Genomic DNA, 12,806 nt, shown 5'->3' with positions numbered 1-12,806 from the left:
TTCCTATATTTGCCCTTTGAACAATAAGGGGCTTTTTGCTCCGTTTAAGATCAAAATTGTTTTTGAATAGAATCGACCTCTGTTTCATTCGCTTAACCATTCACTTTTTATTTCTGATATGATGCTTCTGCAAGCACTTACTGACTCTACTGCGGCTGCACCCGTCGCTGAGCAGGGCCTTTCTGTAATTGATCTGCTCGCCAAAGGGGGGTGGGTAATGTTGCCGCTCGGATTGTTGTTCCTGGCTACATTGTTCCTCATCATCGAACGTTTCCTCGGAATCGGTGCCAATGGTAAAATCGAGCCGCAATTTGTGGACAATGTCAAGGATTTTATCCAGCAGGGAAACCTGAAATCGGCGGAGTCACTTTGCAGAAACCAGCGTAACGCTGCGGGCCGCATTCTTGAAAGAGCTATCGGTCGCATTGGTTATCCGATTAAAGACATTGAAACAACGATCGAAAATGCCAGCCAGATCGAGATCCAGCGCATGGAAGGTAACCTGCCCTACCTCGGGGTGATCGCGGGTATCGCGCCGATGCTCGGGTTTGTGGGTACGATTTCAGGTATCATCCGTATTTTCTACGATATTTCGATCTCCAACGACTTTAATATCAGCACCATCGCGGGCGGTATGTATGAGAAAATGATCACCTCCGGTTCCGGTCTGATCATCGGTCTGATCGCCTATGCGGGCTACCACTTGCTGAATATGAAAATCGACCGTTTTGCATTGCGCCTGCAAATGGCTGCTTCTGATTTTCTGGATGTGCTTCAAAAGCCTGTGGCTGCAAAATAGATAATTTACAAGCCTGGCAGGTCTTTGGGATTTGGCAGGTCAACAACTCATTTCCAATATGAAAATACGTCGGAAGAGCCGGTTTGCCCCGGAGGTGTTCACGCACTCGCTCAACGATATTATGTTTTTTCTGCTGCTGTTCTTTTTGATCATCTCCACGATGTCCAATCCGAACGTGATCAAACTGATGCTTCCGAAAGCATCGGCTACCCAGCAGATGTACAAGAAGCAGATTACGCTGTCCGTGGATGACAAAAAGGCTTATTTTATCGATAAGGAACCAATCCCGTTCGATCGCCTGGAAGCTGAATTGCAGAATATTTTTGCCAATGTGGAAGAAAAGACAATTGTATTGCGGGTAGATAAGAACCTCGCCGTGCAGGACCTGGTGGATGTGCTCGAACTGGGCGCCAAGAACGATATCAAAATGGTGATGGCTACGGCCAAATAGATTTTAGAGAGTAAAGGGAAGAGGGAGGAAGGAGGAAAGGGAAGGGTTTGAAGATTTTGGTCTTCAAACCCTTTTTCCGTTTTAGTGGTCGGTGGCACTTTGGTAGATTTGCTCCACAATGGATTGCAGGACGGCGCCTTGCGCTCCGTCGCAGATGTTGGCCTGTTTGCCGTCGCAAAGGTCCATGAATGCAGTTGTGTTTTGTAACTGAACGTCGATGCCGCCCAAATGCGGGAACCGGATATCAGCCAGCTCGCCTGCTATTTCGGTGTGTACCGAGAGCGGGAATAATTTGGCTCCGCCTTTTGTGCCGAAAACTTCCAGATTGATGGCCTCCTCCTGCTCCATATTCAGCGCAAATGATGTGGATAATGCGATGCTCACATTGCCGGGGAACGACAGATGTGCAAAACAGGCATCCTCCACTTCGAAAGTAGCGGGGTTCCATGCGCCTTTCAGACCCTTTCCGCCGGTTTTACCAATAAAATCATAGGTATTAGCCACAATGCGGGAGGGATGCTGATAACCGGTTAAACCTAATGCAAGGTCGAGGATATGCACGCCTAGATCAATCAGCGCTCCGCCTCCCTGAATGGTTTTATTGGTGAAATTGCCCCAGCCCGGAATACCGCGACGGCGCAGGTAGTTGGCTTTGATGTGGTAAATGTCGCCGAGGTTGCCAAGGGCATGATAGTTTTTCAAAGTCGTATAATCCGGAGCATGGCGGCGCTGGAAGTTGTACGCCAACGTTAAGCCCTTCTTTTTGGCCAGGTCGGCCATTTCGCGTGCTTCGCGTGCATTCATCGCAGGTGGTTTTTCGCAAAAAACGTGACAGCCGTTTTCGAGCGCCTGCATGGTGAATGGGTAATGCAGGTTGTTAGCCGTGCAGTTGACGACAATGTCGGGTTTACCTTCGCTCCGGTACATTTCATCGGGATTGTCGTACGCAAACGGTACGCCATGCTTGTCGGCCAGCGCCCGGGCTTTATGAATGTCGCGGCTGCATATCGAAATGACCTTGACGCGATCGGATAATTGGGCTAATGCTGGAAGATGGTTCTGGTCGGCAATGTGCCCGCCGCCGATGATGGCAGCTTTCAATACTGACATGAATGGGAAGAATCGGTTAATTATACTTCCAAATATCAGCAATTATTTGGTTCTACCTTCCATCGACCGGTGGGCTCTGATTCAGGTAAATGCCGCCGTAATTGAAAAACCTGGCCTTGCCGGATTTTTCATCGACATATCCCTTGTTCGTGGTTCTTGGAATGAGACTCCATTTTCCCCCGTACGCAACTTCAGTGAATTTTCCTGCGGCAGAGGGATTTAGCGTCCCATTGAGGAAGGCGCCAATCTCGTCCATTTTGGGAAGAGTAGATGTGCCTTTTGTATTGAAATCCAGAAAGCCCTGACGTTTGTCCTGATTATCCTTCTCAATTTTAAAGTCAATTTCAAGGGTATACTCCATTTCAACCGTCTTGCCGTTCTGCACCGCCGGATTCCATTTTGGCATCTCATTTACGACACGCAGTGCTTCCTTGTCAATACCGTAGCCAATCTCCTTAAGGCTTTTGGCGTTACGGATATCGCCGTTTTTATCCACAGTGAAAGACACCAGCGCGATCGCTTCCACATTTGTTTTGCGCGCAGTTTCCGGGTATTGCAGGTTTTGAAGCAAATATTGCATCAATGCCTCCCTTCCGCCGGGAAATGAGGGCTGTTGCTCGACAACCTTCATATCATCGCTGGTTGGGGAAGAATTTGGTACAGACGTAACGGTATGGTCGCCGGTTATTGGCTGGCCGACGATTACCGGCCCCGTGATTTGGTTTACGGCCTTTTTGATAATCAGTCCAAGCTCCTGATTATTGTCGGTCAGCTTAAATTCCTGCGTTTCATAGGCAACGTGCGTGATCACGAGCCTGGAATTGGCCGGCACATTATGTAGTTCAAAACGGCCGTTACGATCCGTGGTTGTGCCGCGGGTTGTCCCTGCAATGATGATGGTAGCATCCTCGACCGGCCCGTCGATTTCGTCGGCAATGAGGCCTCTTACGCGAATGGTCTGGTTAATCTCCGCTTTCAACTGACCGATGGCCTGCAACGGCGAACGTGAAGCCGTAATGGCAACCGAACACGCCACTACTGGTAGAATCAGCAAATACTTGGTCAGTAACCACCGTGAACTACGTTTTTTGTAAATCATCTGAATCCTGCGTTTTAGCAATGAGGAATTGAAAAAATGATTGGCAATGGCAATGTCCGGGCTGCGCATGGCATATGCGACCAGAAATGACGCATAATCGTTTCGGTCCGGAACAGGCTGATCGGCCAGGTATTCGTGTACGGTTTCAATGGAGCGCTTGTATAGCCACACAACCGGGTTAAACCAGAAGCCTATTTTCAGTAGCTCGATCAACAGGACATCCGCAGTGTGCCATTGCCGGATATGTTCGTACTCGTGCCGGATGATCGCGTCCGGGTTATGCCGGTAGTCATGAGGGCTTAGAAATAGCCAGCGAAAGAAAGAAAACGAGCTTCCGCCTCGGCTACCGGCGTTTTCCGGCAACATAAGTAATGTGTAATAACCCATATCGATTCTTTCGCTCCGGCGGGCCATTTTACCAAGCCTGAGAATGTCCGAAGCGAATTTCCAGGTTAACGCCAGCGCGACGGCCGCATACAGCCCGGCAATCCAGGGCCATATATGAATGCCCGTTTCCGGTGCTTTGTCTGCAATTACGGCTACTGAGATGGTGGCTTTCTGGTATACAGTTTCCGGCACGTAGATGGTCGTAACCGGTTCTGCAAAGTGGATCGCAGGTAATGCAAATGCAATCAGTAACGTGCCCAGCAGGTAGAACCGGTTCCATTGAAAGAAAGTATGCTTTCGAAGCAAAAGCCAATAGCAGGCATAAAACAATAACCAGTATGCATTGACTTTTGCCAGATAGAGGAGCGTTTCCATGCAGGGATGCGTTTCAGGTTGTTATTTGTCTTTGGTGTTGATGGAGACGACGCCCTTCGCACCTTTTGAACCGTAGATTGTAGTAGCCTCTGTACCTTTAAGGACGCTGACACTCTTTATCGTGTTAGGGTCTATTGTATTTAGTAACAGACCATCCATTACTTCGCCGTTCAAAATATAAAGTGGCTGATTTTCTGCCGTAAACGGTCCGGATGTTCCCCGAATTTGTATTTTGGCATCCGATCCTTCTCCCACGGTGAGGGTGGTTCTGTCTTCGAAAGTTTCAGCGAGCAGCGGCACCTCGGTATTGTTCTGTTGCACAACTGGCTGCGCTTCAAATGTCTGAGCAACTGGTTTTTTGAAACCTACAATTGTGGACTCTTTGTCGGTGGTCGTGTCTTCGCCTTCTTCCGCCAGCTGGAAATTGATGGGGACCGTGTATTTTACACTGACGGATTTTCCGTCCTGCTTACCCGGAGTCCATTTAGGGAATTTGGAGACTACGCGGAGTGCCTCTTCATCGCACCCAAAGCCAATGCCTTTCAGAATTTTGACGTCCTGGATGTCGCCCGCAGAAGTCACCACAAAGTTGACAAAGACTTTGCCTTGTACATTAGCTTTGGAAGCACGTGTGGGGTATTTGATATTCCGGCCGAGGAATTTGAACATCTCCGCATTGCCACCGGGATATTCCGGTGTGACTTCGACGGCCTCTAAAACAGGGCTGGCTTCTAAACGTTCCCCCGTTCTTATTGCCTCATTTTCTTTCGAAACCTGGCTTTCACAACCAGCGACAAGCAGTGCGCTGGTTCCGATCATTGTTGCAGCAGCCACATAGGTGCCCAGCATCCATTTGGATGTACGATTCTTATAGATCATCTGGATGCGGTTTTTTAGCTGAGATGGTTTGAAAAAGTGGTTAGTCAGCGACGCGACAGGCGCATTGAGCGCATATGCGACGAGGAATTGGGCATAATACTCACGATTCGGGGCTTGCGCATCGGCCAGGTACTCGTGAATTTCTTGCAGCGACCGCTTGTACAGCAGCAGCACCGGGTGGAACCAGAAAACAGTTCGCAGTATTTCTATCAACAGAATATCGAGACTATGCCGCTGTTGCGTATGCACCATCTCGTGCCGTAGAATAGCGTCGAAGTGGTTTTCATAGTCGTTGCGGTTAATGACAATCCATTTCAGGAATGAGAAAGAGCCGACCTCGTTGGAGTCGATCAGGATCACTGTGCAATCTTCCAGCTCGATAAGCTCGCCTGAGCGAAGGTATTTTACGAGCTGGGCGATGTTGCGGGCCAGTAGCGCAGCGGATACAGCCAGTCCTGCGGTATAGATCGTCGTCAGAATTTGCACCCAGGTCCAGCTTTCCCGTTCTTTCGGGGCCTCTTTAATCACTGCGAACGTCGAAGCGCTCATTTCGTAGATCACGGGCAGCTCGGGTGCCGCCGACGGATAAATGATCTCCGGCAAGGCAAAGGCAATCAGGAGAGAGCCGATCAGGTACCAGCGGTTCCATTGAAAGAACGTATGCTTGCGCAGCATCACCCAGTAGCAAGCGTACAACATCACCCAGTAAAGGCTCACCTTGCCGATATATATGAAATTTTCCATGGCTAACAGACGGTTTACTGGTCGTTTTTATGGTGGTTGATCAGCTTCATGATTTCATCCAGATCCTTGGTGTTCAGGTCATTATCCTTTACAAAAAAAGAAACCAGGTTAGGGAGCGAGTTATTGAAGTAGTTGACCATCAACTGCTTCATTTCGTGGCGTTTATATTCCTCTTCGGAGATGAGCGGATAATATTCGTGTGTCTTGCCGTAGGCATTATAGCCAACGACCTCTTTCTTTTCCAGAATACGGATGATGGTCGATACGGTATTATAGGCCGGTTTTGGCTCGGGCATTTCGGCAAGAATGTCTTTCACAAACGCCTTTTTCAGCTGCCAGAGAATTCTCATGACCTCTTCCTCGGCCCTCGTCAGGTTACGGATTTCCATAGTGTTCTTTCTTTAAAAATGGGTTATAAGTAATGGGTAATTCAAATGTATTACTATTTTGTTAGTTTCAAAACTATTTTATTAGTTATTGTGAAAAAATAAAAACCGTCACGGGAGTGGTGACGGTTGGGGTTGATTTTCAATGTTCAATGTTACGCATATTTTGAGCCTTTGCTACGAAGATATTGACCTATGTTACACAGCGCTCCTGGCATTAATACTACCTCGTCGTTCCAGTCAAAAGTTGTCCAACTACCAGGCGTAGCAATCATCACTTTTTTCGTTTCCGTGAAGAACCATATCACTTTCGCCACTCCGAATTCCAGGAGTTTCATGGTTTTCAAAGTCACATATTCGCTTTCTGTAGCATCTTGCAACTCTACACGCGTGTCAACCTCAATACACATTGCAGGCGGAACTTGTGCATAATTCAGGTTGATCTGGTCTGTCGTAAGAATATTGTAATCAAAAACCATAATATCCGACGCGAGGTTGTTTTTTCTGTCAATATGCAGACCAGGCTCGTTGGTGGCAATGAAGTATTGATTCTCGTCGATCGAACGAAGGAGAACACGTACCAGAAAAGTGACGATAAATGCTTGTAAAGTAGAGCAACCCATAACGCCTTCTGCATCTTTATTACCTGCAAGAACCTCTGGGTAGCCTTTGAAGTAGTAAGGCTTCCCATCAATGATCTCGCGGATCAGTGATGTTGGAATGCTTTCTTCTAAGGCATTTTCGGGGATGTCGAAGCCTGGTCTCAATGAAGCTATCATAGTTTGGATCGGTTAGCCCATTATCGAATATACAAAAAATGGACGTTGATATTCAACCTAATGTACAAGGTGACACGCTCAATGAGCAATCTGCAAAAACAAAGGGCGACGGAATCAAATCCCGTCGCCCTTACATTATGATATCTAAATTGCCTATTCAACCACGCTCAACTTCACAGTATTCGTCTTGCGCTGTCTCGAAACCGGCATGCTCAGTGTATTGATGAACACGTCGCCTTTCTGCAATTCGCCTTTTTCAACGAGGAATGTTTTGATGTCCTCGATGAGATCGTCGGTAGAAACGCCCTGGTCGCGGTCGTAGTAGAATACTTTCGTACCCCAGTACAATGCAAGCTGGTTCATCAGCATCCGGTTCGATGTGAAGATCAACAGATTCGCTTTCGGACGGTGGTGCGACAGGCGGAATGAAGTATAGCCTGAGCGTGTAATGCCGATAATCGCCGCAGCCTGGGTGTCACGTGCCAGACGGCAAGCGCTCATAACTACGTTGTCGTTCAGCTTGTAGGTGCCTGGGGAGTCGTTAACGGCAGCATGGTGTCTGAAATAGATGGTTTTGCTGTTAGCCTCGACTTTTTCAATGGTTCTGGTCATGCTTTCCACAGCCAGAAGTGGGTATTTACCGGAAGCAGTTTCAGCCGAAAGCATTACCGCATCGGCACCATCTAGTACCGAGTTAGCCACGTCGTTCAGCTCGGCGCGGGTTGCGCGAGGGCTTTCGATCATGGATTCGAGCATTTGCGTAGCCACAATTACAGGCTTGCCGGCACGGTTACATTTCTCCACGATCATTTTCTGGATCATCGGAACCTCTTCGGCAGGAAGTTCTACCCCGAGGTCACCGCGGGCTACCATGATACCGTCCGTAGCTTCGATGATCTCATCGATATTTACGATCGCCTCAGGCTTCTCAATTTTCGCTACAACGCGGGCAAATTTGCCTTTGCTGGCGATATATTCCTTCACTTTTGTGATTTCGTCAGCTGTGCGGACGAACGACAATGCGATCCATTCTACATTGTTTTCAAGGCCGAAATCCAGATCTTCCCAGTCTTTCTGTGTTACCGAAGGCATCGAAACGCGCGTATTAGGCAGGTTTACGCCTTTTTTGGATTTCAGTAAGCCACCATAGATTACCTCTGTGATTACGTCCGTTCCGTCAATTCCGGTTACCAATACTTCCAGTTTACCATCGTCCATCAACACGCGGTCGCCGATCTTTACATCATTGTACATTCCGTCGTAAGGTGTGCTTACTTTCTCGGCAGTACCCAGCACTTCGGTATTTGAAAGGATCAGTTTCTTACCTGATTCGATCAGAACGCCGTCTTTTTCCGCCACCAGACCGATACGGATCTTTGGCCCTTGCAAATCTTGAAGAATAGCCAGGTTAAGGCCGTGCTCTTCGTTGATCTCGCGGATGTTGGTGAGTCTCTCCAGATGGTCAGCGTGGGAGCCGTGGGAGAAGTTGAGACGGAATACGTTCACTCCTGCTTTGGCCAATGCATATAATGTTTCTTTCGATTCCGAGGTCGGGCCTACGGTTGCAACAATTCTGGTTTTTTTGGAAGACATAAAGTTAATGTGCAGTAAAAATGATGTTTTTATAAACAATCCACGTCGATTATTACCTGGATGCTTTTTAGCGTCTTGTCAGTCAGAATGTCAATTACTTTTTCCTGTATAAATGACTTTGCCGCCTTAAAATTAATCTTTTCTCGTTCAAGTTTGATGAGAATATCGAACAAAAACTGATTTCTTACTCTTTCGACCAGTGGCGGCTGGGGCCCGAGAACCCTGCTGGCACCCAAATGGGCCGTCAGTTTTTCAGCCAGCACTTTCGCGGCGCGGTTCGAAGTTCCCTCGTCGACATGCTTCACCGTAACCTTGATAAGCCGGGTGAACGGCGGATAGTTAAACTTCTCGCGCTCCGCGATTTCGGCCTCGTACATGCCCTCATAATCATTATTAATGATTTTTTCGAGCAACGGCTGAGAAGGATTTGCCGTTTGGATCAAAACTTTCCCGGGCTTGTCGGCCCGCCTGCCTGCGCGCCCGCTCACCTGCGTAAGCATTTGGAACGCACGTTCGGAAGCGCGGAATTCGGGGAAGTGGATAATGCGGTCGGCGTCGAAAATGCCCACCACGCTTACATTATCGAAGTCGAGCCCCTTGCTTACCATTTGCGTGCCCACCAATATATCGATCCCGCCTTCTTCAAAATCCTGGATGATCTGCTGATAGGCATTCTTGGCACGCGTCGTATCGAGGTCCATCCGCTGCACCCGCGCCTCCGGGTACATTACATTGATTTCCTCCTCAATTTTTTCAGTACCGTACCCCATCGTTTTGACCTTGGGTGACCCGCAATGCGGGCAAGTACGAGGCACTTCCTCCTTATGCCCGCAATAATGGCAGCGAAGCTCGCGCGCCTTCATGTGGTAGGTAAGGCTCACGTCGCAGTTGGCACATTCGGAAATCCAGCTGCATTCTTCACATTGCAAATAAGGCGAGTAGCCGCGTCGGTTCTGGAAAAGGATTGTTTGCTCCTTGTTTTTAAGGTTGTATTCCAAATGGCTGAGCAGCACAGAAGAAAACTCATTCTTCATCTGCTTCTGCCGCTTTTCCTTCTTGGTGTCGATCAGTTCAAAGCGGGGTAATGCGGCATTTCCGAAACGCTGCTTCATCTCCACCAACCCATACCGGCCGCTTTGCGCGTGAAAATAGCTTTCAAGCGACGGTGTCGCCGAGCCGAGCAGCGTTTTACCTTTGTGCATGTACGACATGATCACGGCTACGTCACGCGCATTGTAACGCGGGGCGGGGTCATGTTGTTTGTAGGACGTTTCGTGCTCTTCGTCCACGATGATCAGTCCCAGATTATCAAACGGCAGGAAAATAGCCGACCGCACGCCCACAACAAACTGGAATTTTCCATCCAGAATGCCCTTCCAGACTTCCACACGCTCGTTATCCGAAAATTTGGAATGGTAAATACCCATTGCATCGCCAAACACTTTGCGCAGGCGGATGACGATCTGGGTCGTCAGCGCAATTTCGGGAAGCAGGAATAATACCTGCGAGCCACTTTCGAGCGCTTGTTTAATAAGTTCGATGTAAACTTCCGTCTTACCACTGCCGGTAATACCGTGGAGTAGTACCACCTCTTTTTCCGCGAACAGCTCGTGGATTTGCCGGGAAGCCTCTTCCTGCGTTTCGGTGAGCGTAATGTTGCCCATATTGCCCATAGGAATGTCCTCGAAACGGGAGACAAATATTTCGAACTGCTCGAAAATGCCTTTCTTGACAAGGGTATTCAAAGAGGCATCCGAAATGGTGTCATCCTGGCTGAATATCGATTTGTCCAGACCCTTGGCGTTCAAATCCGGATTATTGTAAACCGGTATGAAGCTGAGGTATTTCAAAAGGATTTCCTGCTGTTTTGGGGTCTTGTCAAGATCGGCTGCCAACTTTGAAAGCGCTTCATTCGTAGTATAAGCAGCCGTCAGCCTGATCTTCTTAGCAACTTTCGGTTTGTAGCGTTCTTTGACTTCTTCATACAATATCACCGCCCGCTTCCCGACGAGTGATTTGATAATGGAAGTTATATTCGATTTCTGCAAAAGCCTTTCCACTTCTTCATAAGAAAGGGTTTGGTGCTTCTTGATCTCCTCAACTACCAGATGCTCCTGGTCGGTGAGCAGGTCTTCATATTCAAATTCAGGATTTAACTGAATGCGCGACTGGCTGGTGATTTTCAGTCCGGCGGGCAATGCGACATTCATCACTTCGCCGATATTGCAGAGGTAATATTCAGCTACCCAATTGAAAAGTTCAAGCTGATGTGCGGTCACGATCGGCTGCTCGTCCAGCAATTCCAGAATGTATTTGGCCTGATACTTTACGGGCGGATTTGTGTGCAGCTGCGCCACCACGGCCGTGATGACCCTTTTTTGACCAAACTGTACGATCACCCTTGCGCCCACCTTGATGAGCGAGGCCATTTCCCGTGGTACGCGGTACGTAAACAGGCTTGGAATCGGTACCGGGAGGATCAGGTCGGCAAAAAAGGTAGTTTCTTCCTCAAACAAGGAGGTCATTGGCTCAATTCTTTAATTCGGCGCAAGTTCGCAATTTGTGGTCAAGCAATCAATGAAACATCGAGCGTAGCGGCATGCGCCCAGTCGACCATTGCATTGAAAAGCCTGATATTCTGGAATTTGGCAATATCACTTTCCCGGATTTCTGCCAACCTGATAATGCCCTGATCGAGCAAGAGCGCGCGTTGTGTACCGGGCAGGAGCGGGGTTGCGGGTGCCAGCCAATCGCTGCCGTCGAAGAATGCGACATTGCAATAATTGGAATCGGTTACCAGCCCTTTTTTAATAATCAGTATTTCGTCCGCATCCCCGCGCTGTGCAAAAAGTGCATTCAGCGCGTCGCGGTTATCATATTTATATTGGTAATCGATCTCGTCGTCGTACACCCGCCGAATCTTGCGGATCGTGCGCCGTGAATAGGGTTCCCATTGGATATTGTCGATCTCTTTATCATAAGCCAAACGGCATTTGTGCATGCTGTCGTCGACGTGATCGGGTATTTGCAGGCGCGTTGTCAAATTCCAATCATCCGTACAACCCCAAAGTTCCCTTCGGGTTTTGTTCAGGCGTGCTTCGTGATACGACAGGTTTTTCAATTGCCGGTTTTCGACACAGATCGTTTCAAAGCACAGCATGCGGGGCGTAGCTAAATGGGAGATAAACCTTATCGACAATTTCCTGGTATTCACTCGATGCATTGCTCCGCGCAGTAATGCCGCCACCGCTTTTAAAAACCAATCTGTCTTCCTGCTGCTCGATGAACCGGATCATTACGGCACTTTCGAAATTCGTGCCATCGAAATAACCCATTATGCCCGTGTAATAACCACGGTTATAATCCTCGGCCTCCTGGATGATTTCCAGCGTACGCGGTTTCGGCGCGCCGGTAATGGAACCTGCGGGTAATAATTTTTTCAAAAGATCGCCATATTGGCCGTCAAAAGTGGCCGGGAGTATCCCTGCAATTTCGGAACTAACTTGTAAAAGCGTTTTATCAGAAGTCTGAATGCGGTCGATGTAGCGGTAGCGTTCCACCCACACTTTTTCGGCCACCATACTCAAATCGTTTCTAATCAAATCGACGATCGTCGCGTGCTCGGCGGCTTCCTTATCATCCGAAAGAATTACTTGTTCCGCGTTTGGTATCGAAGCATCGATGGTGCCTTTCATCGGAAATGAGGCAATGCGGTTGCCCTGAATGCGGACAAATAACTCAGGAGAAAAGCAAACAAACCTGTTTTTGAATAGCAACCGGTAAGGCGCTTCGCTGTGCCGGAATATCTGTTCGAGCGTCAGGTTGGTGTCGATCGGCGTGGGCACCGAAAGGTTGACCAGAAATGAGTTTCCGGCATTCAAATGACGTAATACGCAATCAAATTTGGCGTGATATGCCTCGAAGGAAAGCGGATGTTTGTCGAACTGAAAGTGCTCGGGAAGCTCGTCGCGAAGAAGAGCAACGTCGTTGGAAAAACCATTCAGATTGAAGAGAATCTCGTTTGGATCGAGCTCGTCGAGTTGCCAGGCCTGCGGTTTTTGAAATTGGTAGTCCACCAAAAAAAAGAACGGGGTTTTGGCTTTGCCCCATTCATTCAGTTTCTCCGTAAAGTCCCCTGCCGCGTTTTCCAAGCTTAAAAAGGTATTATCAGACTTTTTGAACAGTTGGCTAATTTACAAAGTTC

Annotated in this window: 11 protein-coding genes; 2 read left to right on the top strand and 9 right to left on the bottom strand. The window is 48.4% G+C overall.

The window, feature by feature from the left end; translation table 11 throughout:
- Nucleotides 1–118 precede the first annotated feature (118 nt).
- Nucleotides 119–799, top strand: a complete 681-nt coding sequence (locus ACTJJJ_RS26155; protein ID WP_188938436.1) for a MotA/TolQ/ExbB proton channel family protein — start codon at nucleotides 119–121, stop codon at nucleotides 797–799.
- Nucleotides 800–857: 58 nt separating this feature from the next.
- Nucleotides 858–1,250: an ExbD/TolR family protein gene (locus tag ACTJJJ_RS26150; protein WP_188938435.1), complete on the top strand. Its 393-nt coding sequence runs from the start codon at nucleotides 858–860 to the stop codon at nucleotides 1,248–1,250.
- Nucleotides 1,251–1,331: 81 nt separating this feature from the next.
- On the opposite strand, the gene ACTJJJ_RS26145 is transcribed toward ACTJJJ_RS26150, so the two are convergent.
- The 9 genes from ACTJJJ_RS26145 to ACTJJJ_RS26105 all read right to left on the bottom strand — a co-directional run bounded on the left by ACTJJJ_RS26145 (nucleotide 1,332) and on the right by ACTJJJ_RS26105 (nucleotide 12,753).
- Nucleotides 1,332–2,360: a Gfo/Idh/MocA family protein gene (locus ACTJJJ_RS26145; protein ID WP_440703507.1), complete on the bottom strand. Its 1,029-nt coding sequence runs from the start codon at nucleotides 2,358–2,360 to the stop codon at nucleotides 1,332–1,334.
- 52 nt (nucleotides 2,361–2,412) lie between these two features.
- The gene (locus ACTJJJ_RS26140; RefSeq protein WP_440703506.1) at nucleotides 2,413–4,221 is read right to left on the bottom strand and encodes a TonB family protein; all 1,809 of its coding nucleotides are present in this window, start codon (nucleotides 4,219–4,221) and stop codon (nucleotides 2,413–2,415) included.
- A gap of 21 nt (nucleotides 4,222–4,242) precedes the next feature.
- Nucleotides 4,243–5,844 carry a TonB family protein gene (locus ACTJJJ_RS26135; RefSeq protein ID WP_440703505.1) on the bottom strand — a complete coding sequence of 534 codons (1,602 nt, stop codon included), beginning with the start codon at nucleotides 5,842–5,844 and terminating at the stop codon, nucleotides 4,243–4,245.
- Nucleotides 5,845–5,858: 14 nt separating this feature from the next.
- Complete coding sequence (locus tag ACTJJJ_RS26130) at nucleotides 5,859–6,233, bottom strand: BlaI/MecI/CopY family transcriptional regulator (protein WP_188938431.1); 375 nt, start codon at nucleotides 6,231–6,233, stop codon at nucleotides 5,859–5,861.
- Nucleotides 6,234–6,385: 152 nt separating this feature from the next.
- A complete protein-coding gene (locus tag ACTJJJ_RS26125; protein WP_440703504.1) occupies nucleotides 6,386–7,009 on the bottom strand; it encodes a Uma2 family endonuclease in 624 nt (207 codons plus the stop codon).
- 153 nt (nucleotides 7,010–7,162) lie between these two features.
- Entirely contained in the window at nucleotides 7,163–8,602 is a 1,440-nt protein-coding gene (pyk, locus tag ACTJJJ_RS26120; RefSeq protein WP_188938429.1) for a pyruvate kinase, read from the bottom strand.
- A gap of 29 nt (nucleotides 8,603–8,631) precedes the next feature.
- Nucleotides 8,632–11,127, bottom strand: a complete 2,496-nt coding sequence (priA, locus tag ACTJJJ_RS26115) for a replication restart helicase PriA (protein WP_426292208.1) — start codon at nucleotides 11,125–11,127, stop codon at nucleotides 8,632–8,634.
- 41 nt (nucleotides 11,128–11,168) lie between these two features.
- Nucleotides 11,169–11,762: an aminotransferase class IV family protein gene (locus ACTJJJ_RS26110; protein WP_440703503.1), complete on the bottom strand. Its 594-nt coding sequence runs from the start codon at nucleotides 11,760–11,762 to the stop codon at nucleotides 11,169–11,171.
- Nucleotides 11,749–12,753 carry an aminodeoxychorismate synthase component I gene (locus ACTJJJ_RS26105; RefSeq protein ID WP_440703502.1) on the bottom strand — a complete coding sequence of 335 codons (1,005 nt, stop codon included), beginning with the start codon at nucleotides 12,751–12,753 and terminating at the stop codon, nucleotides 11,749–11,751. Before ACTJJJ_RS26105 ends, ACTJJJ_RS26110 begins: the two co-directional genes overlap by 14 nt.
- Between the last annotated feature and the right edge of the window lie 53 nt (nucleotides 12,754–12,806).

The organism is Dyadobacter sp. 22481 (assembly GCF_052044875.1).
GTDB classification, from domain to species: Bacteria; Bacteroidota; Bacteroidia; order Cytophagales; family Spirosomataceae; genus Dyadobacter; species Dyadobacter endophyticus.
This window is presented reverse-complemented; position numbering and strand designations above follow the sequence as displayed.